The 21,402-nt window shown below is 63.4% G+C and carries 21 protein-coding genes, 1 tRNA gene and 1 pseudogene; 8 read left to right on the top strand and 15 right to left on the bottom strand.

The annotated features are described in order from the left end of the window. Positions 1-178: 178 nt before the first annotated feature. Positions 179-1,597 (bottom strand): M20 family metallopeptidase, encoded by a 1,419-nt coding sequence (locus IVB54_RS03835; RefSeq protein WP_018453219.1) that lies wholly within the window; start codon positions 1,595-1,597, stop codon positions 179-181. Positions 1,598-1,880: 283 nt separating this feature from the next. On the opposite strand from IVB54_RS03835, the gene IVB54_RS03830 reads away from it, so the two are divergent. The 3 genes from IVB54_RS03830 to IVB54_RS03820 all read left to right on the top strand — a co-directional run bounded on the left by IVB54_RS03830 (position 1,881) and on the right by IVB54_RS03820 (position 4,240). Continuing rightward, on the top strand, positions 1,881-2,852 hold the full coding sequence (locus IVB54_RS03830; RefSeq protein ID WP_018453218.1) for a S1C family serine protease: 972 nt from the start codon (positions 1,881-1,883) through the stop codon (positions 2,850-2,852). A gap of 28 nt (positions 2,853-2,880) precedes the next feature. Continuing rightward, complete coding sequence (locus IVB54_RS03825) at positions 2,881-3,951, top strand: phospholipase (protein WP_018453217.1); 1,071 nt, start codon at positions 2,881-2,883, stop codon at positions 3,949-3,951. A gap of 82 nt (positions 3,952-4,033) precedes the next feature. After that, positions 4,034-4,240: a hypothetical protein gene (locus tag IVB54_RS03820; protein WP_018453216.1), complete on the top strand. Its 207-nt coding sequence runs from the start codon at positions 4,034-4,036 to the stop codon at positions 4,238-4,240. Between the two features lie 77 nt (positions 4,241-4,317). Here the strand turns inward: IVB54_RS03820 and IVB54_RS03815 are convergent, their stop codons facing one another. From IVB54_RS03815 to IVB54_RS03805, 3 genes are all read right to left on the bottom strand, one after another. Then, on the bottom strand, positions 4,318-4,977 hold the full coding sequence (locus tag IVB54_RS03815) for a DsbA family protein (protein WP_026232486.1): 660 nt from the start codon (positions 4,975-4,977) through the stop codon (positions 4,318-4,320). A 98-nt stretch (positions 4,978-5,075) separates the two neighbouring features. After that, positions 5,076-5,552: a PaaI family thioesterase gene (locus IVB54_RS03810; RefSeq protein ID WP_018453214.1), complete on the bottom strand. Its 477-nt coding sequence runs from the start codon at positions 5,550-5,552 to the stop codon at positions 5,076-5,078. A gap of 3 nt (positions 5,553-5,555) precedes the next feature. Then, entirely contained in the window at positions 5,556-5,984 is a 429-nt protein-coding gene (locus IVB54_RS03805; protein ID WP_018453213.1) for an acyl-CoA thioesterase, read from the bottom strand. A 109-nt stretch (positions 5,985-6,093) separates the two neighbouring features. On the opposite strand from IVB54_RS03805, the gene IVB54_RS03800 reads away from it, so the two are divergent. Next, on the top strand, positions 6,094-6,642 hold the full coding sequence (locus tag IVB54_RS03800; protein WP_018453212.1) for a TetR/AcrR family transcriptional regulator: 549 nt from the start codon (positions 6,094-6,096) through the stop codon (positions 6,640-6,642). Between the two features lie 47 nt (positions 6,643-6,689). Here IVB54_RS03800 and IVB54_RS03795 read toward each other — a convergent pair whose 3' ends face one another. Then, complete coding sequence (locus IVB54_RS03795; protein ID WP_085361101.1) at positions 6,690-7,181, bottom strand: hypothetical protein; 492 nt, start codon at positions 7,179-7,181, stop codon at positions 6,690-6,692. A gap of 202 nt (positions 7,182-7,383) precedes the next feature. Here IVB54_RS03795 and IVB54_RS03790 point away from each other — a divergent pair, with 202 nt between their 5' ends. Both IVB54_RS03790 and IVB54_RS03785 read left to right on the top strand, forming a co-directional pair. Beyond that, on the top strand, positions 7,384-7,668 hold the full coding sequence (locus IVB54_RS03790; RefSeq protein ID WP_018453210.1) for a PsiF family protein: 285 nt from the start codon (positions 7,384-7,386) through the stop codon (positions 7,666-7,668). Positions 7,669-7,766: 98 nt separating this feature from the next. Next, positions 7,767-8,852, top strand: a complete 1,086-nt coding sequence (locus IVB54_RS03785; RefSeq protein ID WP_085350767.1) for an AbrB family transcriptional regulator — start codon at positions 7,767-7,769, stop codon at positions 8,850-8,852. Between the two features lie 3 nt (positions 8,853-8,855). Here IVB54_RS03785 and IVB54_RS03780 read toward each other — a convergent pair whose 3' ends face one another. After that, positions 8,856-9,395: a disulfide bond formation protein B gene (locus IVB54_RS03780; RefSeq protein ID WP_247777075.1), complete on the bottom strand. Its 540-nt coding sequence runs from the start codon at positions 9,393-9,395 to the stop codon at positions 8,856-8,858. A 154-nt stretch (positions 9,396-9,549) separates the two neighbouring features. On the opposite strand from IVB54_RS03780, the gene IVB54_RS03775 reads away from it, so the two are divergent. Beyond that, positions 9,550-9,634 (top strand) — tRNA-Leu (locus IVB54_RS03775). Positions 9,635-9,735: 101 nt separating this feature from the next. Here IVB54_RS03775 and IVB54_RS03770 read toward each other — a convergent pair. The 5 genes and pseudogenes from IVB54_RS03770 to IVB54_RS03745 all read right to left on the bottom strand — a co-directional run bounded on the left by IVB54_RS03770 (position 9,736) and on the right by IVB54_RS03745 (position 14,819). Continuing rightward, positions 9,736-11,058 (bottom strand): FAD-binding oxidoreductase, encoded by a 1,323-nt coding sequence (locus IVB54_RS03770; protein WP_018453207.1) that lies wholly within the window; start codon positions 11,056-11,058, stop codon positions 9,736-9,738. Positions 11,059-11,403: 345 nt separating this feature from the next. Further along, positions 11,404-11,643 (bottom strand): annotated as a pseudogene (locus IVB54_RS03765) (cupin domain-containing protein); the annotation flags it as partial. A gap of 73 nt (positions 11,644-11,716) precedes the next feature. Beyond that, entirely contained in the window at positions 11,717-12,751 is a 1,035-nt protein-coding gene (locus tag IVB54_RS41585; RefSeq protein WP_345946341.1) for a cupin domain-containing protein, read from the bottom strand. Next, entirely contained in the window at positions 12,751-13,755 is a 1,005-nt protein-coding gene (pdxA, locus tag IVB54_RS03750) for a 4-hydroxythreonine-4-phosphate dehydrogenase PdxA (protein WP_247777074.1), read from the bottom strand. Before pdxA ends, IVB54_RS41585 begins: the two co-directional genes overlap by 1 nt. Further along, on the bottom strand, positions 13,752-14,819 hold the full coding sequence (locus tag IVB54_RS03745) for a four-carbon acid sugar kinase family protein (RefSeq protein ID WP_026232484.1): 1,068 nt from the start codon (positions 14,817-14,819) through the stop codon (positions 13,752-13,754). The genes pdxA and IVB54_RS03745 overlap by 4 nt, the downstream gene beginning before the upstream one ends. A 74-nt stretch (positions 14,820-14,893) precedes the next feature. Here IVB54_RS03745 and IVB54_RS03740 point away from each other — a divergent pair, with 74 nt between their 5' ends. After that, entirely contained in the window at positions 14,894-15,766 is an 873-nt protein-coding gene (locus tag IVB54_RS03740) for a LysR family transcriptional regulator (protein ID WP_026232483.1), read from the top strand. A gap of 146 nt (positions 15,767-15,912) precedes the next feature. On the opposite strand, the gene IVB54_RS03735 is transcribed toward IVB54_RS03740, so the two are convergent. From IVB54_RS03735 to thrC, 4 genes are all read right to left on the bottom strand, one after another. Continuing rightward, on the bottom strand, positions 15,913-17,370 hold the full coding sequence (locus tag IVB54_RS03735; protein ID WP_018453200.1) for an aldehyde dehydrogenase family protein: 1,458 nt from the start codon (positions 17,368-17,370) through the stop codon (positions 15,913-15,915). An 83-nt stretch (positions 17,371-17,453) separates the two neighbouring features. Then, a complete protein-coding gene (locus IVB54_RS03730) occupies positions 17,454-18,647 on the bottom strand; it encodes an alanine racemase (RefSeq protein ID WP_198293338.1) in 1,194 nt (397 codons plus the stop codon). An 11-nt stretch (positions 18,648-18,658) separates the two neighbouring features. After that, on the bottom strand, positions 18,659-19,486 hold the full coding sequence (locus IVB54_RS03725; RefSeq protein WP_247452354.1) for a GNAT family N-acetyltransferase: 828 nt from the start codon (positions 19,484-19,486) through the stop codon (positions 18,659-18,661). Between the two features lie 408 nt (positions 19,487-19,894). Then, positions 19,895-21,322 (bottom strand): threonine synthase, encoded by a 1,428-nt coding sequence (gene thrC, locus IVB54_RS03720; RefSeq protein WP_247360895.1) that lies wholly within the window; start codon positions 21,320-21,322, stop codon positions 19,895-19,897. Positions 21,323-21,402 lie beyond the last annotated feature (80 nt).

Genomic DNA, 21,402 nt, shown 5'->3' with positions numbered 1-21,402 from the left:
GAATGGGGTGCGCGTCAACTGCGACCGTGTGTATGCAAACGGTCTTCTGACTGTCTGTTGGGCAAAACCATATTCCGCAGCCCATCCGATCGGCAATCCAGCATCAAAACACGCTGAATTCCGCGCTGCACTGCAGAAAATTTGATCGCCGCATCAGACGAAGTATCGAGGCGAAATTCTACGCCACGGACATGTCGAGCGGCGGCGCGACGTGGTCTGGCAGCGGACAGACGTAAGGCGTCTTGGCTGTCCGCTTCTGGAGGTCAGCCGTGGCAGCCTTGATCAGCTCCGGGTCCGTCAGCGCCTTGATACCGATGCCGGCCATCGCCTTGGCGGCCTGCACCATGGCCTTGTGCGCATGCGCGCTCTTGCCCTGCGCGACCACCTGCCAGGTGTGGAAGGGCGTACCGATTGCAACCGTGGGTGCGTGGACCTGCACGGTCGGCACCACCCAGCTCACGTCGCCGACGTCGGTCGAGCCGACCAGCGGATTGCGCTTGGCATCCAGTGGCACCAGGAAGTCAGCCAGCGGCCGGTCGGTCGGCTCCATGCCGATCGCGTAATAGACCGACTCGATGTCCTTGTCGCTCAGCGTTGCGCGGATCTCCGTGGCAAAGCCCTTGTCTACGTCGTCGAAATGCGGCGGTCCGAGCTCTTCCATGACCCGATGCAGCGCCTGCTCCAGCGGCGTGTTCGGCAGGATGTTGGAGACCGCGGAGATGATCTTCATCTCGACCTTGGTCTCGGTCATCAGCGCCGCGCCGTCCGCGATCTTGCTCACGCGTCCGACCAGCTCGTTCATGCCGGGCAGATCACGGGCGCGGATCGAATAGCGCACGCGCGCATGCGCCTGCACCACGTTCGGGGCGATGCCGCCGGTGTCGAGCAGCGCGTAGTGCACGCGCGCGTCGCTCGGCATGTGCTCGCGCATATAGTTCACGCCGACATTCATCAGCTCCACGGCGTCGAGCGCGGAGCGGCCGAGATGCGGCGAGGCCGCCGCATGCGAGGTACGGCCGGTGAAGATGAAATCGGCGCGGGTGTTGGCGAGTGACGGCGTCACCGCGACTTCCCAGAAGCTGTGCGGATGCCAGGTGATGGCGATGTCGGCGTCTTCGAATGCACCGGAGCGCACCATGAAGGCTTTTGCCGCGCCGCCCTCCTCCGCGGGGCAGCCGTAATAGCGCACGCGGCCCGGCACCTTGTTCTCGGCAAGCCAGTCCTTCACCGCCGTCGCGGCGAGGAGAGCTGCGGAACCCAGCAGATTGTGACCGCAGCCATGGCCGTGGCCGCCAGTCTCGACCGGACGATGCTCCGCGACGCCGGCCTCCTGGCTCAGGCCCGGGAGCGCGTCATATTCCCCCATGAAGGCAATGACCGGTCCGCCCTCGCCCCATTCGCCCATCACCGCGGTCGGAATGCCCGCGACCTGCTCGGTGATGCGGAAACCCTGATGACGCAACTCGGCGAGATGCTCGGCGGCGGATCGCGCCTCGGTGTAGCAGACTTCGGGCATGCCCCAGACCTTGTCGCTGAGGTCGATGAAACGTGCCTTGATCGTGTCGATGCCACGCCAGATGTCGCTGCGGTTGTCCATGCTTCGGCCCCGTGATCCCTCGGTCAAACGAAGCGGCAATGGTTAGCAGCTTCATTGTACCGCGCCTAGCACCTCGCCGGACAGCAGCCATGCGGCCAATGCCGGAGGCCCGCTCGACCGACCGTGCATCAAGCCTTCCCGCGCCTTTCAAAGATTTCATCCGGTGCCTCGGGAATAGTTGGGGAACGAGGCTTTCAAGACGGCCTCCTCCGGCCTAAATTATCCGTGCTTCGCGCGTCGTTCCGCTAATCGGCGGAGCGATGCTCTCAGCCAGGAGAACTCCATGCCCGCCCTGACCGAATGGAGAGTGCCACCGGCCAATCAGCCGCGTGCGAGCGATTACGGTTTCGATCTCGACCGCGCGCTCGCCTCCGTCGTCGGCCTGCATGCCATCATCCCGCCGGACGCCTTCAGCGCCGAGACACTGGGGACTGAACGCGCCGGCAACGGCGTCGTGATCGACGACGGGCTGGTGCTCACCATCGGCTACCTCATCACCGAAGCAGAGTCGGTGTGGCTGCATGTCGGAGACGGGCGCGTAGTGGAGGGACATGTGCTCGGCTTCGATGCCGTCACCGGCTTTGGCCTGGTGCAGGCGCTCGGCCAGCTCGATGTCGCCCCCTTGCCGCTCGGGATCTCGGCCGAGACCCGGCTCGGCGACCGCGTCGTGGTCGGCGGCGCCGGCGGACGCACGCGTTCGGTCGCGAGCCAGATCGTGGCCAAGCAGGAATTCGCCGGCTACTGGGAATATCTGCTGGACGAGGCCATCTTCACCCATCCCGCGCACCCGAATTGGGGCGGCACGGCGCTCCTCAACGAGCGCGGCGAGCTGATCGGCATCGGCTCGCTGCAGCTCGAACGCGAGCGCGAGGCCAAGGCCGAGCACGTCAACATGATCGTGCCGATCGACCTGTTGAAACCGATCCTGGACGATCTGCGCAAATTCGGCCGCGTCAACAAGCCGGCACGGCCGTGGCTCGGACTGTTTTCGACCGAGATCGACAACCGCGTGGTTGTGATCGGGATCTCCGCCAATGGTCCCGCCGCCCGTGCCGAGCTCAAGACCGGCGACGTCATCCTCGCGGTCGACGGCGAGAAGGTCACGAGCCAAACCGGCTTCTACAAGAAGCTGTGGGGCCTCGGCGCTGCCGGCGTCGACGTGCCGCTGACGGTACATCATGAAGGCGTCACCTTCGACGTCACGGTGACCTCGACCGATCGCTACAAGCTCTTGAAGGCGCCGAAGCTGCACTGACGATCAGAACTGACGCAAGGAAGCGACGATGAGCGAGGCCGTCGTTGACGATATCGTGGCCGTGCTGCCGCCGCTGCTCAATGCGCTGGAGGCGCTCGCCTTTTTTCAGCGCAACCTGCACCCGCCGGCCTTCGGCTCCGTGATGAATGCGATTGGCGCTCCCGACGAGGCGTTGCAAACGGCGCGCGCGGCAATCCGAGAATGGCCGGAGGAGTTCACCGGACTGCGCGAGCGGCTCGATCGTGCCTGCGACGAGACGCTCGCCGCCTTTGCCGGCCTGCGCGAGGTCGAACGTGGCAATGGCGACCTCGTCGCGGTCTTCCGCGCACTACGTCATGTGCCGCGCGCGCAGGAGGCACTCTATCCGCTGGCCGTGCGGTTTCCGCCGGTCAGCAGTTTCTTCCTCAACGCCGCGAATCGCGAGAATGCCGACCTGTTGTCGCGGCTCGAAGCCGGCGCGGACGCGCACACCGGCATCATCCACGATCACAACGAGCCCGGCAGCCGCGGTGGCTTTTCGGTCTACGTGCCCGAATATTATACGCCCGATCGCGCCATGCCGCTGGTGATGGCGTTGCACGGCGGCAGCGGCAACGGCCGCGGTTTCCTGTGGAGCTGGCTGCGCGATGCCCGCAGTCTTGGTGCGATCCTGGTGGCGCCGACCGCGACCGGCCCAACCTGGGCGCTGATGGGTGACGATTCCGACACGCCCAACCTCATGCGCATTCTCGAAACCGTGCGCAGCCGCTGGACCATCGACGCCTCGCGCATGCTGCTCACCGGCATGAGCGACGGCGGCACCTTCTGCTATGTCACCGGCCTCGACGGCGCCTCGCCCTTCACGCATCTCGCGCCGGTGTCGGCGACCTTCCATCCGCTGAGGGTCGAAATGGCTGACGCTGCGCGTCTGCAGCGCCTGCCGATCTTCATCGCGCACGGCAAGCTCGACTGGATGTTTCCGGTGCAGACCGCGCGGCAGACGCAGGCGGCCCTCGCCGCCGCCGGCGCCGACGTCACCTATCGCGAGATCGACGACCTCAGCCACACCTATCCTCGCGAGATCAACGCGGAGCTGGTGCAGTGGCTGAATGGAGAATGAACAACCTCTCCTTCCCTGCGCCCTACTGCCGCGGAACAATCGATCCGGGCCGACGTTATCGCCCGTCATCGGAGGTTTCGCCATGCGGATGTTTCTTGGAATGATTTTGGGCGCGCTGCTGCTTGCCTGCGGCGTGTATGTCTATGACTCCATGCAGACGTCGTCGGTTGCTCATGGCGAGGTCGCGACGACCAATCGCACCATCGTAAACTGGGATGTCGCCAAAGCCGATTGGGACGCGCTGCGCGATCGCGCGCACAAGGACTGGGTCCGCATCTCCTCCAAGTAACGATGTGGTATCATGAATGAGGCGCCGTCGCGGGTCCGCGGCGGCGCCTTCGTATTGCGCGGTGAATATCGCTCGGCTCAGTTCATCTTGGCCTTGCGGGCGTCGGCGATGACCTGCTCGAACTCGTTCATGCTGAGCACGCCGGGCACGCGGTATTTGCCGACGATGAAGGACGGCGTGCCGCGGAAACCGAAGGCTTCGGCCTGCTCGTTGTTGCGCTTGAGCACGGCGTCGATGTCCTTGGCGTGATCGGCGAGATCGCGCTTCAACCGATCCATGTCGACGCCGGCCGCCGCGAGCAGTTCGTTGATGCGCGGCTCCGTCAGGCGCGAGCTGACGCCCATCATGGCGTCATGGGCCTGGTGGTATTTGTCCTGGAATTTCGCCGCCAGCGCGGTCCGCGCGGCCGTGACCGAAACCGGACCGAGAATCGGCCAGTCCTTCATCACCAGCCGGACCTTGCCGTCGTCCTGGATGACCTGACGCAACTCGGGCTCGAGCTTGCGGCAATAGGGGCAGTTATAGTCGGACCATTCGATGATGCTGATATTCCCGTCGGGATTGCCGGCCACGGGAACGTCGGGATCGCGCAGCACCTTGGCTTCGGTCAGCACCTCGTCTTCGTCGGTTGCCGCCCGCGCCGCGGTGATCCCACCGGCGACAAGGGCGCCCGCTCCAATCAGCGTCAGCGCCGCGCGCCGCGTCGGCACAAGGCTCTTATTCCTGAATCCAGCCATATCTCGTTCCATTTCGGTCCCATTTCCGTGGATACGGTCCGAGACTGGGAATTGTTACAGGTCATATAGAGTGTCGCGGCGCCGATGTCATCGCCACGCTATGCCGGTATCGGGGCCGGCGCTTGGGAAGCGGCAACGCGGGGCAGCATTGCCATCAGCGTGCCGGTCATCGTGGCGATCAACGTGACCTTGCCCTCGTGCTCGGCAAACGCCCTGGCCTCGCAAAAGGTCAGCGTGCGGCCGGGCTTGACCACCTCTGCCTTGAAGACGAAACGCTCGCCCCGTGCCGGCGCGAGCAGCGTAGTCTTGAACTCGACGGTGAGGATATCGGCCTCGCGCGGCATCAGGGTGAAGGCGGCGACACCACAGGCATTGTCGAGGCCTGCGGTAATGATGCCGGCGTGGACAAAGCCGTTCTGCTGTGTGAGGGCCGGCGAATGCAGCATGGCTAATTCAGCCTCGCCCGGCGCAAGGCGGACGATCACGATACCGAGCGTGTGCATCGCCGGCTGGCCGTCGAACATGGCGATGCCAGCCGCGCGATAGCCCGGGTTCTTCGGCTCATATGCAGCCATGGCTCAGGCCTCCGCCTTCTCGGCGAGGTGCCTCAAGGCCACCTCGCGGATGGCATCCGTGAACGGCACCGATTTGCGCTGGCTCCGGTCCATGTGCACGCCCGTGATCTCGCAGAACGCGGCGATCTCGCCGGTCTCGGCATTGGTCATGTCGTGCCGGAAGCGGATCGATTTGTCGCGGATCTCAAGCAGATGGCTGCGGATCTCGACGATGTCGCCGGCGCGCAGCTCGCGCTTATAGGTGATGTTCTGCTGCACGGCGGCCATGCCGCGGCCGGAGCCGCGCAGATAGCTCGGCGTCAGCCCGAGGCGAGCGAACAGATTCCAGTTGGCCTCGTCGAATTTGCCGACATACCACATGATGTTCATATGGCCGACGTGATCGCACTGCCATGGATAGACCGTGCCGCGATAGGTCGCCTCCTGCTCCATCGCAATTCTCCCTGGCCTTTTCTGCCTTTGATTGTCGATACGGTAGCGTATCAACCTCCTCCCGCGTTAGCAATACGGCACCGTATCAAGAATCGGCGAGGCTGCCTGCATGAGTGACGGCAAAGGCGATGTCTGGGTCGAGGCAGGGCTCACCGAGCTCGCCCGATCGGGAGTCGAGGGGGTTCGGGTCGAGGTGCTCGCCAAGAATCTGGGCGTCACCAAGGGCGGCTTCTACCGCCGCTTCGCCGACCGTGCCGCACTGCTCGGTGCCATGCTGGAACGCTGGCGCGAGGGGCGCTCAACGGCGATCGCGCAGCAAACGAGTCTCGATGGCCAAGAGCCCCGTGAACGGCTGCGGGCGGTGATCCAGCTCTATTCGGAGCGGCTCAATCCGGACGGGATGGCAATCGAGCTTGCGATCCGGCAATGGGCTCGCTCGGACGAGGGCGCCGCGGCAGCGGTGGCGAACGTGGACGCCGCGCGGCTGAAGCACGTCGCCGAACTCTATCGCGCGACCGGCCTCGATACCGAGGCAGCCGAAGCGCAGGCCTTCCTGTTCTACTGCTTCATCTTCGGCCAGAGCCTGCTGTTCGTCGAGCGCGGCCCGCGCAAGCGATCGCAGCTCGTGGCAAAATCGGCCGAGAAGCTCCTGGATTAAAGCAAGAGGCCGGAGCTTGGCTCCGGCCTCTGCGTCGTCTTGAAGCGTCAGGCGGCGCCCTTCAGCTTCTTGTTGCATTCGCTGTAATAGCCGCCGCCCTTCTCGATCCACTTCATGCCGCCATTGCCGTTGGTGGCCTTGTTGGCGTTGTACTGGTCGACGCAGGTGTGCAGGCGCCCCTTGCCGGGGGTCTCCTTGGCGTATTTCGGATCGACCGCGTTCGGATAGATCGCGGGGCCGGCCGGCAGGGTCGGGGCAGCAGCCGGGGCGGCCTCCTTCTTCGCCTGCTTCGGCTCGGCGGGAGCGGCGGGCGCAGCAGGAGCGGCCGCGGTCGGCGCAGCCGCTGGCGTCGCGTCCGCGCCGCACTGGGCCTTGCGGAAGTCATTCCACTTCGTGGTGCCGAGCGACCCGTCCTTCTTGGCGGCCTGGTATTTCGCGCTGCACTCCTGCGAGGTCAGCGCCTGCGCCGGCGCACTTGCCACCAGCGCGGCAAAGCCCGACAGCGCAACTGCACATAGCAACTTTGATTGAATGGTCATCCTTGGTCTCCTCCTTGATCTTCCCCCGAGGGAAGTGAACCGAGGATTGCTATCCTAGCGTGCCGCCCGCCCGCGACAAGGAAGCGATGGCTGCTGCCGCCAAAATATAGTGATCCTCCACGTTCCAATTATTCATGTCGCGTTCAGCAACGCCAGCCGACTTTCGCGCCCTTCGCAATTCCCGCAAGAAGAGTGCAGCACCATGACCCTCACATCTCGCCTCGCCGTCGTCGCTCTCGCCTCCCTGCTCGCCACCGGCACCGCCTTCGCGCAGACCGCCGCGCCGGCAGCAAAGACCGACACCAAAACCACAACCGCCGCCCCCATGGACAAGAAGGCACCGAAGGAGCACTCGGCCGAGTCGCTCGAATGCTCCAAGCAGGCCGACGCCAAGGGCCTGCACGGCAAGGAGCGCAAGAAATTCCGCTCCGAATGCATCAAGACCGCCAAGGCCGGCATGGCCGCGCCGGCTGCGGAGAAGAAGTAAATCCTTCCCCCCTGCTCGCGGCTTCGGCGAGAGGCGCGCGCATTGCGGTATGACGTGGCCGCAATTGTGCGCCTCTTGTTGATTTGCGATAAGGTGGTGTGAAGCAAATCACCGCCTCCCTGCCGTTCGAATGGCCGAGCCGTGCCAAGATGTTGAGCACGGTGGAAACGCTCGTCATTGGCACCGCCGGGGGCCTCGTGTTTCTGCTCGCGGGCCTTCCGGGGGGATTGATCTCGGGCTCCATGATCGCGGTAGGGATCGCCGCGATCGCCGGTCGCCAGCTGACGCTGCCGCCGATCCTGACCCAGACGGTGCTGGTGCTGCTCGGCATTTCGTTAGGATCAGTCGTCTCTCGCCACCTGCTTCAACAGGTCAGTGCCTATCCGCTCACCATCGGGCTGCTCGCGCTCGCGACCTTCTGCTCGACCTTCGGCTCCAGTTATTATCTCCAGCGCATTCACGGCTGGGACCGCACCTCGGCCTTCCTCGCCGGCAGCCCCGGCGCGCTGTCGCAGATCACGATTTTGGCGGTCGAGCGCGGCGCCGACCTGCCGGGCATCGCGGTGGTGCAGACCATGCGCGTCATCATCCTCACCGCGGCCCTGCCGATGGTGCTGGCGTTCGCCGGCGTCGCGCCCTCCGTCGCGCCATCGCTGACGACGACGATCGCCTCGCCGCTCGACCTCGTCGAGCTGGTCGCGGCCTCGCTGGCCGCGGCACTCCTCCTGCGGCTGATCAGGTTTCCGGCGAGCTGGATGTTCGGTGCGATGATCGGCTCAAGCGTGCTGCATGGCGCCGGTTGGGTCGAGGGCGGCCTGCCGGACTGGGTACGCGGCGTGGCGCTGGTCGGCATCGGCGCCCTGATCGGCAGCCGCTTCGCGCGGATGAGGATCAAGACGCTCGCCGGCCACATCAACGCGGCACTGGGCTCGTTTGCCATCGCCATCGCCGTTTCCGCGATCTTCGTCGGCATCGTGGCGCTCACCACGCAGGTGAAATTCTCCGACGTCGTGGTCGCCTACGCACCGGGCGCGATGGACGCCATGCTGGCGCTGGCCCTGACGCTGCACATCGATCCGATCTTCGTCGGCGCACATCACCTCTCGCGCTTCGTCTTCGTGACGATCGCGACGCCGGGCATTGTGCACCTGTTCGGCCGGACGCAGGACGATGTGGATGATTGAGCCTCAGCGCTTCACCGTCGCAACGAATCCCCACGCGGCGATCGCAGCCATCAAGAGCGAGATCAGCACGTTGTAGCCGGCAAGCGAGAGGCCGAGGAAGCGCCACTGCACCTCGTCGCAGCGGACCACCTTCACGGTGTCGAGCCGCGACAGCAGGTCGGTGGAGCTGCCGAGATTGACGACGGGACCGGAGCAGTCGGTCGGTCCCTTCCAAAAGCCCCATTCGACGCCGGAATGATAGGTGCCGAGCCCGGCATTGGCGATGCTCGCGAGCGCAAGGATCGCCAGGCCCGCGAGCAGCAGCGGTCTCGGCGCACCGCCCCGCGCCGCGAGTGCGATGAGCAGGCCGAGCGGGATCACGAGGTAATAGGCGTAGCGCTGCTCCAGGCAGAGCGGACAGGGCACAATCCCGAGCACCAGCTGGAAGAACCAGGCGCCCGCGATGGTCGCGGCTGCCGTCAGCGCGACCGCGAGCGAAGCGGCCAGCGCAGGGGTCGTGGCCGCCGGTTTGAACGCAGGTATTGCGGCACTCTGGGTTGTCACGGCAGCCTCCTTTCGATGGGTCGCTTTCCAAGGCTGTAACCCCGGCTCATGCGGCTGTCGAGAACGGCCCGGATCACTTTGGCGCGGGTTGACCCCGCTTGGTCCATGGCTATAGTCCGCCGGCTTCGCGACGCCCGCCTAGGGCCGACCGAGGGCCCCTGTGGCGGAACTGGTAGACGCGCTCGACTCAAAATCGAGTTCCGCAAGGAGTGCTGGTTCGATTCCGGCCAGGGGCACCAACTAGGCTGTTCAAGCCCGTTCTAAATCGTCCGCAACCATCCGCAGTACTCCAAACCTGGCGTTGCTCGGTACGCGTCAGGCCCGACTTCCGGCTCGATCTTCAGATGGCCGAGATGTCCAGCTTCGAGCCATCGGTCAGACGCGACAGCCGGAACGGTGCGGGATCGACGCAAGGAGTGTCGTTGACGAGAAGCTGTGCGGCCAGATAGCCAAGGCCCGGGCCCAAACCGAAGCCGTGACCCGAGCAGCCCGCTGCGAGGACGAGGCCTTCCACCCGGTCCACCTTCGACACGACAGGCACTGCATCCGGCGTGCAATCGACGAAGCCGCCCCAAGCGCTACCGAGCTTTATTTCGCCGAGTTGGGGGAAGGTTTTCCGGACACTCGCCACCACTTGGCTCACCAGCCATTTCAAGGGCGGAGGATCCAGCACGCGATTCTGTTCGAAGATCCGATCGTCGTTGGTCAGCAGCGCCGTCATTGAATCCGGCCCCGAAACGAACGATTGGCCGACGCCAATCCTGACGTTCTTCAGGCGACGCAAGAACTGCGGCATGAATTCCCGGCTGTACCGGATAGCCTGGGGCGTGATTTCGAGGTTCGCCTTGCCGCTGATCGCAAGCGTATAGCTGCCGTCCAGTCGACGCGTGATCGTGCAGTAGGGTGTGGAGACCGCCTCGCCTATGTTGATTGTCGGGGTGGAACGCAGCGCGGTCTGACGGATGCTCGCTTGGGGAAAACTGATCCCGAGCGGCCGAAGGAAGCGCGAGGACCAGGCGCCGGCGGCGCAAAGCACCGCGCTGGTTCTGATATAGCCCTTCTCCGTGTGCACGCCTGCAATCTTGCCATTGGCCAAGTCGAGCGCCCGCGCGGCGCATCCCTGGTGGATCGTGGCGCCCAGAATTCTGGCCCCTTCGGCGATAGCCGGCGCGGCGAGCGCAGGTTCGGCCTTGCCGTCCCGAGCCGAATAGGTCCCGCCGACCCATTTGTCGCGCGCTTCGGGGACGCGCTCGGCCACCTCCGCCCGGCTCAGCACGCGGGTGTCGACGTCGTACTCCCTGGCGACCTCGCGCCACCTTTCCCAGCCGGCGAGCACAGCCTCGTCGTGGGTCGCATAGACGAGTCCGCAGCGCCGAAATCCGAGGTCCCGATTGATATCGCGCGTGAGCTCGTCCCACAGCCGCATAGAGATCACCGAGAGTGGCAGTTCGCGGCGATCGCGGTTCTGCTGCCGGCACCAACCCCAGTTTCGGCTCGATTGTTCACAGGCGACGTGACCCTTCTCGAGGAGCGCCACAGAGAGGCCGCGCTTCGCCAGGTAATAGGCGGCCGTAGCGCCGAGGATACCGCCGCCGACTATGACGACATCGGCCTCGGCCGGGAGACGCTCATCGCTGTGAATGCGCTCGACATGGGGCGACATGTTCCAACGAACCTCGGCTGCCAAGAACGCGGAAGCAAAATTCCGATCAACCCTTCATCGCATCAGGCGCCCGATAGAATGTGCTGAAATCATCTAGGACTTCGCAAGATGTTCGGGTTTTTGAGCGCTTGAGCGATACGAGCTGCTCAAGCGCGATCGTCCCAGTTCGGCGCAACGGCGGCGCGACCTGCTTGTCCACGGAGACTGGACCGCTTTTCGATGCCCCAGAAAAATGGACCCAGACCGTCGCGATTGGCTCGGCGACACCGGGACGAGTGATGTCCTGAACCACGAGCGTCGAGAAGGCACCAGCGCGGCGGCAAAGCCCATTTCGGCGCCCGAAGTCATCTTCCGCACTGTCTCGATCGTCTTCCATACGCCGACATAGCCGGGTTTCATCACAAAGCTGTCGCCGGCGCGGAAAATGCGAGGCTCCTTGCCTTCCTCGGTCAGCTCCACCACGCCGGAAAGGATGTGGCAGTACTCAAAGGTCTCGCCCTTGATCGAGCGGTTCTCGCCAGGCGTGGCTTCCCAGACTCCGGTCTTCACCGAGTCGGCGCGGGAGGAGTCCTGCTCCCAGGTCCTGAGGTCATCGAGGCCGGACCGGCGAAGGCCGGTCGACGGCGTCAAGCGTTTGCTCCGATCGCAGGCAGACGGTCTAGCCTTCGAGGTCGTGAGCGGTGCCGGCATCCATGGATGTGCCGGGTTCGAGCAGCACGACCTCGCAGACGTCGTCCAGCGCGACAGGGCAATGCTCTACCCCATGCGGGACCACGATGAACTCGCCTTGCTCGATGATCTCGTCCCGATCACGAAACTTCATCAGCAGGCGGCCTTTGTGCACCAGGAAGAGTTCGTCACCGCTCCTGTGAAAGCGCCAGGCGAACTCGCCCGCGAACTTGGCGAGCTTGATCTGCATGTCGTTAATCTGACCCGCGATCTTCGGAGACCAAGTCTCCTTGAGCTGCCCGAACGAGCTGGCCAGGTTCTTCTTGTGGAGCGGCGAGAGATGCCGGTTCAGAGCGGCCACGTCACGGATGATGGCCCCAAGCTGGCGAGCGACGTCCTTGTCGTCGGCCGGATACTTGCCGTCCAACGCGGCCGTGCCGATAGTGAAGCCGGCGGCTCCTGCGTCCTTCAGGATGGCGATCCGCTCAGGCGTATCAATCGAGCCGGCCACATAGACGGGCTTGGGCACCGCCGCGCACACCGCCTTGATGAGGGCCGGGACGTCTTCCTTGGAGCGATAGGCGAGCAGGTCGAGGCCATACACGCCCTCCCGCACGGCGAGCGCCTGGGCGCTCTCAACGATCTCCTCGATGCTCCCTTCGAGCACGCTCGGATGACCGGTGATGCGACCCGGGAAGGGGCAGTATTGAATGCCGGTGCCAGCAAGGATCGGCAACACGTCGTCAACATGTGTGCCGCCGAGCAAGACGTTGACGCCGATTTCAACCGCCGCTTTCGCCGAAACGATCTCACTTTGCCGGTCGAGTGAGACGACTTCGAGATAGGAGGTGGCGCCGTCTGCCTTGATGACCCGGTTGAGAACTTTGAGTCGATCAATCGGCAGGCCGATGTCCTTGAAACCGATGTGGCGAACGCCAAGCCTCAGGGCGGTCTTGAGTTGTTCAGAGGCGTCCCCGACGGTGCGATCGTTGCGCGTGAGCATGAAGATAAAGCGAAGGCCCATTAGACTACCCCTTCTTTGGTCTTAATTTGCGCGGCGACGAGCCTTCGCGCGTAAGCCAGCGCGGTCTCGAGACTGCCGGTGTCGGCGATGCCTCGACCCGCAATGTCGAATGCCGTGCCGTGATCAGGGCTTGTACGGACGAACGGCAGGCCGAGCGTGATGTTCACACCCTTTTCGAGGCCGAGATATTTCACCGGAATTAGGCCCTGATCGTGATATTGGGCCACGACCACATCGAAGCGGCCCTTGCGGGCCTGCATGTAGACAGTGTCCCCGGGCCAGGGGCCACTGGCGTCGATGCCCTCGGCGCGGGCCGCTTCGATCGCAGGCCGGATGATCTGGATTTCTTCGTCGCCGAAGAGACCACCTTCGCCGGCATGGGGGTTGAGTCCTGCCACTGCAATGCGCGGCGCCGCGATCCCGAGGGCCTTGCCGCCCTCATTTGCGAGCCGGATCGCCGACATCTGGGCATCGAAATCCGCTTGGTCGATGGCTTTGCGCAGCGACATGTGGATGGTGACGAGAACCGTCCGGATATCATCGTTGGCCAGCATCATCGCAACGCGCTCCGCACCACCATAGTCGGCGAGGATTTCGGTGTGCCCGGGATAGCGAATGCCCGCGCTTGCCATCGCTTCCTTGTTGATCGGTGCGGTGACGATGCCGCTGACCTTGCCGGCCTTGGCTGCCGCGACGGCGGCGACGATGGCATCGAAGGAAGCTTGGCCGGACATGGCGTTGACGCTCCCGAGCGGAGGCGGCGCGATGATTTGCGTCGCCTCGACGACTTCGATGGACCGCGGCTCAGAGCGCGCCTCTTCAGGTCGGGCGATACGCCTGACCGTCAGCTCGAGACCCAGACGATGGACGATATTCTCCATCACGACGTAGCTGCCGAATACGACCGTGCCTTCGCCGGCTTTGGCCAATGTCTTCGCCACGATCTCCGGGCCGATGCCGGAGGCATCGCCCATTGTGACGGCGAGGGGAGCGGATTGGGTCATGATACAACCAGTTCTGATACCGAGGTGCCAAGGCGGAGCCGCGTGATCGCACGACGCAGCGTATCGTCGTCGCCAAAGCCGCCTGCCTTCATGGCGATCAGCAGCTCTCGTCCATCTCCGAGGGACGTGCGGCCAAGCGGAAAGCCTGGCTCGAGCTCTTGCAGGATCTCGAACTCATAAATGTCCAGGCCGTCCAGAATCGCCTCCATGGTGTCCCCGCCTGTGGCGATCACCATATCGAAACGCTCGTCGGCCAGCCGTCGAGCCGCATTTTGAGCAATGTCGCGCAGGACGGATCCGGGATCATTCATCCGTTCGATCGGAGCCTGCAGCAGAGCGATTCCAGGCTCCATTGCGATGCAGTCGGCCTGACGATGGCTGCGCGGATTGGCGCTGCCGATCGCAACAAGAATGTCGCCACTAACCGCGGCGGTCACGTCCGACGCAACCGCAAGCGGCGCAAGACGCTTCGCCAGGGCAAGGGCCATGCCCGGAGAGCCCACCCATAGGATCGACTCCGGATCCGGCAGGGCGGCAACTTGTTTGTCGAGATCGGCCTGTGTTGCAGCATCAAGGATGACGACGCTTCCGATGGAGGCCGGAACGAGCTCAGCCAGCCGAGAATGTCGCGCCGGATGGACGGGGTCGCGACCGTATTCGGTCTCCGTTACAGGAATGCCGTCCACAAGCTGAACGCCGTCGACGGTTGTACGCCCAGCGCCAGGGAACGCAGGTGCAAAGACCAGCATCTTGCGGCCGCTTACGGTGAAGGCCGCTTCCATCTCGGCCGTCACGTGCCCGCGAAGAGTCGAGTCGACGGTCTTGTAGAGGACAACCCGCGAAGCGAGCTGCTCGGCAAGTTCTGACTGCCGCCGCGCCGCTTGCGAAACCGGCACTGATCTAGATCCGCTATCAACGGCGACAATCGTGGCCTCCTGGTGCGGCAGCCGGCGTCGGCCGACAACGGCTCGCAAACCGCGCTCGACAAACGGACCGGCCCCATCGGCGGCGCTGGTCAGGTCGTCGGCTAGGATACCGATTGTGTATTCGCCATTGGTTCGCATGGATCAATTATGCTAAGCAAATTCAACATAAAAAGCGATATTTTTTGCGCTACATTGGTGATATGAGATCACCAATGAGGCGATCAGAAATACCTTCATTGGACGACTTGCGTGCGTTCGAGACCGCTGCGCGGCTGGGGTCGGTTCGGCTTGCCGCGAACAGCCTTGCCTTGACCCATGGGGCTGTGAGTCGCCGTATCACCAAACTGTCGGAAGACCTTGGCTTCAAACTCTTCGAAAAAAGCGGACGTGGCTTGAGTCTCACTGCCTCTGGAGAAGTGCTCAACCTCACACTCGGCCGTTTCTTCACCGAGCTGGCGACAACCGTTGAGAGCTTGCGTGCTGCCAACGCACAGCAGAACTCCCTCGTTCTCTCATGCGAGCCTTCAGTCGCTATGCGCTGGCTTATTCCACGGCTTGCAAGCTTTCAGGCCGTCCATCCCGACATCGCTCTACATCTGTCAGTCGCCGGCGGCCCCGTCGAGTTTCGCCGCGATCGGATCGATCTGGCTATACGTCGGCTCGACTTTGCGCTCCCAGAGGCGTGGCACGTCCGGCGCCTTTTTCCTGAAAGGGTAGGACCGGTCATGAGCCCTCAGCTCGCAGCGGTGTTTGCCTCAGGAAACTACATCGCCCTAGGTTCGAAGACTCGGGCGGACGCTTGGTCGCGATGGCTTTCCACCCACCCGTCGGTGCGGCGCCCCGCGGAGATACGCTTCTACGATCACCACTTCCTCATCGTCGAAGCAGCATTGGCGGGATTGGGCGTTGCCCTCAGCCCGCGGGTCCTTGCAACGGACGACGTAGATAGAGGGCGGCTCATCGCACCTGCCGGTTTCGATCCGGACGAAAGCCACTATGGCCTCATCTGGGCGGGAGAAACTGAACTGTCTGGGAAAGCGAACTATCTTGCTTCATGGCTGCAGGAACAGTGCAATCTGATCTAATGATTCAACTTCGCGCTCCTCAAGGGCTCGGCGCTATCAGGCGTTGAACCCGACTTGAGAAGGTGTTCGTCGATTCGACGCGTGTGCGATCACCGCCGGAAACACTTCCGCGTCAGCGGAAGCCGATTCGCTTTCCGAGATGAATTTCATCGATAGAATCCGAGAACGGCCTTGGTCTCGAGATATTCTTCCATGCCCTCGCGGCCGTATTCCCTGCCGTTTCCGGAACGCTTGTATCCGCCAAAAGGTGCGTTCGGGTCCCAGTCGGGATAGTTGAGATGAACTTGACCAGACCGGATCTGCCCGGCGACCGCCTGCATCGTTTCAATATCCGTGCCCTGCACATGCGCGCCGAGGCCGTAGACGGTATCGTTGGCAATCTCGACCGCCTCGTCGACCCTATCGTAGGGAATGATCGACAGCACCGGGCCGAAGATCTCCTCCTGCGCAATTCTCATGTCGCGATTGACGTTCGAGAAGATGGTCGGCCGCGCATAGAGGCCGACCTGAAGGTCGTTGGGCCGCCCCGGCCCGCCAATGACAAGCTTGGCGCCTTCCTCCAGGCCGATGCCGATCATGGCCTGGATACGCTCGAACTGCGGCGGGTTGGCGATCGGACCATGGGTCGTGCTTTCCGCAAGCGGATCGCCGACCACCAATTCAGAAGCGGCCGCCGCCGCCAGGATCTCGACCTTTGCCATCTGTGAGCGGGACACAAGCATACGCGTCGGTGCGCTGCAGGATTGGCCGAGATTGCGGAAGGCGGCGGCGACACCGAGCGGAACAGCCCGGCTCAAATCCGCATCCGGCAAGATGATGTTCGGTGACTTGCCGCCGAGCTCCTGTGCGACGCGCTTGACGGTGGGCGCCGCTGCTTGCGCGACGAGAACGCCTGCCCGCGTCGAGCCGGTGATCGAGATCATGTCGACTTGCGGATGCGACGCCAGACCGGTCCCCACGACTGGACCTGTCCCGTTGACGAGGTTGAAGACGCCGGGCGGACAGCCGGCATCGTCCATCACCTTGGCGAACAACAGGGCACTCAGCGGCGAAAGTTCGCTCGGCTTCAACACCACCGTGCAGCCAGCTGCCAGCGCCGGAGCGACCTTGGCCGTAATCTGGTAGAGGGGCCAATTCCAGGGGGTGATAAGACCACAGACGCCGATTGCCTCGCGCATAATCGCGGTGCTGCCGCGCGTGGCGATGAACGGATAGGTCGCGAGATTGTCACGCGCGACGCGGATATGTTCGGCAGCGAGCGGCACCTGGGCGCGGCGCGCGTAAGTGATGGCGGCCCCCATCTCGCACGTGATGGCCTGCGCAAACAGCTCCAGTCTATCGAGAAGCAAACCGTGAACCCGGTCGAGCAGCGCCGCCCGCTCGGCAGCCGGCTTACGGGACCAGCCGGTAAAGGCTTTTCTCGCGGCTACGACCGCGCAGTCTACATCCTCGTCATCGCCGAGCGCGATTTCTGCGACCGGCTGCTCGATCGCCGGATTGACGACGATCGCCGTCGCCAACCCTGTCGGCTTCCGCCATTCTCCGTCGATGTAAAATTTGCCGAGGAAGCCGGCTTCCGTCAGGTGTCGAACGGCCGAGGTCATTGGAAGCGATCCTTGATCCGGTAATAGACGCCGACCAGCGGAAGCTGGGCATGCGCAAATCGCCGCCCGATTCTGTTTCAGATCTACCAGCCGCGCATCCGCGGCCACTGAGCTTCGATTGCGTCACTTCCCGCCGAGATGACATTGTAAAGTTCGTGCTGTGACGCCGTCGCGCAGGCATGATTGGGCAGAATCCTGACCTTCGCGCCGATCGGGATATGCGGGAGGGCTGCAGCCGATCTGGACCTTATGGCGAGGATGCCGTGCTCCTGGCTCGCCTGCGCGACGATCAGATTCGGATAGAGTTGGCCGGACAGATCGCAGACGAGACCGTAACCTTGGTCGACCCGCTGCGCCGCGGTGCCGCGATCACGTGACAGTGCCATCCAGCCCGCATCGACCAAAATCCATCCCTTCTCCGGCTTCGTGCCGATGACGGTGGCGAGAACCGAGATCGCGATGTCGTCGGTCGTGCAGACACCGACGCCGTGCATCACCAGATCGAAGAACATGTAGACGCCGGCCCGCATCTCCGTGACGCCGGTCAGGCCTTCGGCGAAATGGGCGGTCGGCGTCGAACCGACACTTACGACCGGGCATTCATGCCCCGCCGCCCGCAATGTCTCCGCGGCCGCCACGGCCACGGCCCTTTCGTTCTCTGCGGCCGCGACGAGGGCATCGGACGAGCAAAGGCTGTAGGATTCGCCGGCATGGGTGAGAATGCCGGCGAGCGTGACGCCGGCCTCGGCCAGGGCCGCCGCGACGGCGATGAGCTTGGGATCGGTGGCGGTCAGCCCGCCGCGATGGCCGTCGCAGTCGATCTCGATGAAGGCGGAGGGCGTCACGCCGGCGGCACGCGCTGCCGTGCCCAACATCGCCGCCTGTTCAGGCGAATCGAGCAGCACCTTAAGGTCAACGCCGGCTTTGCGGAGACGCATCGCCCTTTCAGCGGTGTGCGGTGCCACGCCGACGGCATATGTCACGTCACGGAAACCGTACTGCGCGAAGTACTCAGCCTCCGCCAAGGTGGAGACCGTGATCGGCCCCGGCCCGGAGGGATAGGCGCGCTGGGCAACCTCGATGGATTTCGCGGTTTTCATATGGGGGCGCAGCACGACGCCAGCCGCGGCCATACGAGAGGACAGACGGGCGAGATTGCGATCCAGCCGGTCTTTGTCGAGCAGGAGGGCCGGCGTCGCCAGTGCGCCGACCGTCGCGGTTATCTCGCGTGGCGCGGCGTTCTGGCTATCCGTCCGGCGCATATCGGGGCGTTGCATCTCAAGGTCTCCTAGCCGAACGACTGGTTGGCGACCGCGAACGTGCGCGCCGGCCCGGTCCATGGCATCTGCGTCCCCAAGACCATGGTGGTGGCGTCGCTGACCTTCTGCAGGCCGATGTTTCCAAGCCAGTCACCGAGTTGCGAGGAGGCGGAGGTGTCGATCCGGACGAAAACACTCCCGAGGGGCGCGAGCGCGGCCTCGATCAATGCGCGCGCATCGGTCGGGCTTTCGGCGATCACAGGGCCGATGACATGCCCGCGGCCGAAGAGACGGGAAATGGCGTAGCCGCGGGGTATGCCGTCACGCAGCAGGACATAGCCGCAACCGACCTCGATCAGCCGGTTCAGCATCTCGCGCCTCATCCAGCCGGTGGCCTCGTGATCGAGACCGACTATGGCCTCGAAGTCCGACGGAACCATCGCTCTGACGTTTCCGACCGGCGGCATGTCGCGGCCCTGGCCAGGAACGCCATGATGCTGGTGCAGCATGCCGATGCTGGCGAAGCCGCGGCGTGCGTAAAGCGCAAGGCCTTCGGCGGTCGAATTCAGCGTGACGATTCGTGGTCGTGCCGCCGCGAGCAGCGCGTCCATCAGCCGGGCCCCGTACCCCCGTCCCTGAACGGCTTTCGAGACGATGACCATTCCGGCGGAAGCATGGGTGTCGCCGTAAGGCCACCACAGCGCGGTCCCCACCACAGCACCCGCACTCGTCACCACGAAACCGCGGCCAAGCTGCAGCGCAAATTCCCAATCCTTGAGCAGATACGGCCAAGACATCTCCTGCGAGAGCTTCAAGGCACCTTTCAGATGCGCTCTCGCGAAAGGGACTAGGGCCACGTCTTCAATCTCGCGTTCTCCGGCTTGGGTAGCTTCGGTTGCCATGATGCGTCGACGTCTCATGCTTGGGTTAGCGGACTAATCGTCAGTGCCTGACACGGCGAGGTCCATCTGACGATGTTCCCGCGAATTGCAGCGTATCTTGGCTGCGACAGCATTACGCGATCAGGCTGACGCAGAGTTCGGCAGGGAATTGCATTGATGATCCGATAGAAGGGACGATGTGCTGTCAGCGTCTCGCCACGCCGCAGCGCGATCCCGTTCCGGCATCCGATGGCCCGGAACGATACCGGGCATCAACCGCGGATCGCTCCGATAGCGCGCTTGAACGAACGCTGCGACCTCGTCGGGTGACAGCACCGTAAATACAGCCACGGCTGAAACACTCTTCGATCCGGAATCGACCCTTCAACAGGTTGCACCCTGCGTGATGTCCGCAATGTAGTTCTTTATAGCTTGTGCATTCGGGGGAAGGACTTTGACTCGCCTCGGCAGCCCTTCTAGTCCATCGAACCGTTGCGGACGATCTGGTTGCCGGCCTAACGCTTCCTTGATCGTCGTAGCGAATTTGATTGGCTGTGCAGTTTCGAGCACAAGCATCGGCGTCTCGGGGCTCGCATGCATGCGCCCGACCGTCACACCATCCGCAGTGTGAGGATCGATCATTGTGTTGTAGCGCTCCCACGTGTCACGGATCGTCGCCAGTCGATCGGCATGAGTGCTCCTGCCGCTGCGGAATCCGAAACGCGCCGCCGCCGTTACGAAGCTGGGATCACCGCTGAGGTCAAACGAACCGCATTCCCAAAGTTGGTTCTCAAACAGCGATTTCGTCCGACGGGCGTCGCGACCGAGCAAGTCGAACACGAAACGCTCGAGATTTGACGCCTTGGAGATGTCCATGGAAGGACTCGATGTTTCAAGCGTGTCAGCTCGGCTTCTGACGCGATAAATGCCGCTGCGGAAAAACTCGTCGAGCACGTCGTTTTCGTTGGTCGCAAGGACGAGACGGGATATTGGAAGTCCCATCATGCGCGCAACATGACCAGCGCAGATGTTTCCGAAGTTTCCTGAAGGCACGGAAAAGTCAACGCCTGCTGACCTCCCTTCGGAGACTTGAAAATAGCCGGAGAAGTAATAGACGACCTGCGCGACCAGTCGGGCCCAGTTGATCGAATTCACCGCACCTATCTTATATCGTCGTTTGAATTCCAGATCGCTGGACACACATTTGACGATGTCTTGGCAGTCGTCGAACACGCCATCTATGGCGATGTTGTGGATGTTGTCGTCCTGCAGGCTGAACATCTGAGCTTGCTGAAAGGAGCTCATCCGTCCGAGGGGCGACATCATGAAGACCCGCACCCCTTTCTTGCCGCGCATTGCGTATTCCGCAGCGCTCCCGGTGTCGCCACTGGTCGCCCCAAGAATGTTCAATTCGTCGTGCCGCCGTGCCAGTTCGTACTCGAGCAGATTGCCGAGCAACTGCATGGCCACGTCCTTGAACGCCAGCGTAGGACCGTTCGACAATTCCTGGAGGTAAAGCCGCGTCTCGAGCTTTCGAAGCGGAACGATGCTCGAGGTTCCAAAGATCTCGGGCGTGTAGGTCTTTTCGCAGATTGCCTTCAGGTCAGCGGGCGGAATATCGCTGACGTAGAGCGACAGGACCTCGAAGGCCAGGCTGGGATAGGACAAGGCACGCCACGCATCCAATGTAGCGGCGTCCACACGCGGGTAGGTCTCAGGTACGTACAGCCCGCCATCCTCGGCGAGGCCTTCAAGCAATGTTTCGCAGAACTGTCTGCGACCTGAATGTCCGCGCGTGGATACGTAGTGCATCGATGCTCTTCTTTCGAGAGGCGGCAGTGCCGCCAGCTCCATGACCTGAGTTGTACCTTTGGGAATGCCCGATGGAGTTT

It is taken from the genome of Bradyrhizobium sp. CW1 (genome assembly GCF_023100665.1).
Lineage (GTDB): Bacteria > Pseudomonadota > Alphaproteobacteria > Rhizobiales > Xanthobacteraceae > Bradyrhizobium > Bradyrhizobium canariense_D.
This window is presented reverse-complemented; position numbering and strand designations above follow the sequence as displayed.

Coding starts and splice junctions, on each gene's coding strand:
- IVB54_RS03835 (WP_018453219.1), bottom strand. CDS start 1,597: ATGGACAACCGCAGCGACATCTGGCGTGGCATCGACACGATCAAGGCA.
- IVB54_RS03830 (WP_018453218.1), top strand. CDS start 1,881: ATGCCCGCCCTGACCGAATGGAGAGTGCCACCGGCCAATCAGCCGCGT.
- IVB54_RS03825 (WP_018453217.1), top strand. CDS start 2,881: ATGAGCGAGGCCGTCGTTGACGATATCGTGGCCGTGCTGCCGCCGCTG.
- IVB54_RS03820 (WP_018453216.1), top strand. CDS start 4,034: ATGCGGATGTTTCTTGGAATGATTTTGGGCGCGCTGCTGCTTGCCTGC.
- IVB54_RS03815 (WP_026232486.1), bottom strand. CDS start 4,977: ATGGCTGGATTCAGGAATAAGAGCCTTGTGCCGACGCGGCGCGCGGCG.
- IVB54_RS03810 (WP_018453214.1), bottom strand. CDS start 5,552: ATGGCTGCATATGAGCCGAAGAACCCGGGCTATCGCGCGGCTGGCATC.
- IVB54_RS03805 (WP_018453213.1), bottom strand. CDS start 5,984: ATGGAGCAGGAGGCGACCTATCGCGGCACGGTCTATCCATGGCAGTGC.
- IVB54_RS03800 (WP_018453212.1), top strand. CDS start 6,094: ATGAGTGACGGCAAAGGCGATGTCTGGGTCGAGGCAGGGCTCACCGAG.
- IVB54_RS03795 (WP_085361101.1), bottom strand. CDS start 7,181: ATGACCATTCAATCAAAGTTGCTATGTGCAGTTGCGCTGTCGGGCTTT.
- IVB54_RS03790 (WP_018453210.1), top strand. CDS start 7,384: ATGACCCTCACATCTCGCCTCGCCGTCGTCGCTCTCGCCTCCCTGCTC.
- IVB54_RS03770 (WP_018453207.1), bottom strand. CDS start 11,058: ATGTCGCCCCATGTCGAGCGCATTCACAGCGATGAGCGTCTCCCGGCC.
- IVB54_RS41585 (WP_345946341.1), bottom strand. CDS start 12,751: ATGGGCCTTCGCTTTATCTTCATGCTCACGCGCAACGATCGCACCGTC.
- pdxA (WP_247777074.1), bottom strand. CDS start 13,755: ATGACCCAATCCGCTCCCCTCGCCGTCACAATGGGCGATGCCTCCGGC.
- IVB54_RS03745 (WP_026232484.1), bottom strand. CDS start 14,819: ATGCGAACCAATGGCGAATACACAATCGGTATCCTAGCCGACGACCTG.
- IVB54_RS03740 (WP_026232483.1), top strand. CDS start 14,894: ATGAGGCGATCAGAAATACCTTCATTGGACGACTTGCGTGCGTTCGAG.
- IVB54_RS03735 (WP_018453200.1), bottom strand. CDS start 17,370: ATGACCTCGGCCGTTCGACACCTGACGGAAGCCGGCTTCCTCGGCAAA.
- IVB54_RS03730 (WP_198293338.1), bottom strand. CDS start 18,647: ATGCAACGCCCCGATATGCGCCGGACGGATAGCCAGAACGCCGCGCCA.
- thrC (WP_247360895.1), bottom strand. CDS start 21,322: ATGCACTACGTATCCACGCGCGGACATTCAGGTCGCAGACAGTTCTGC.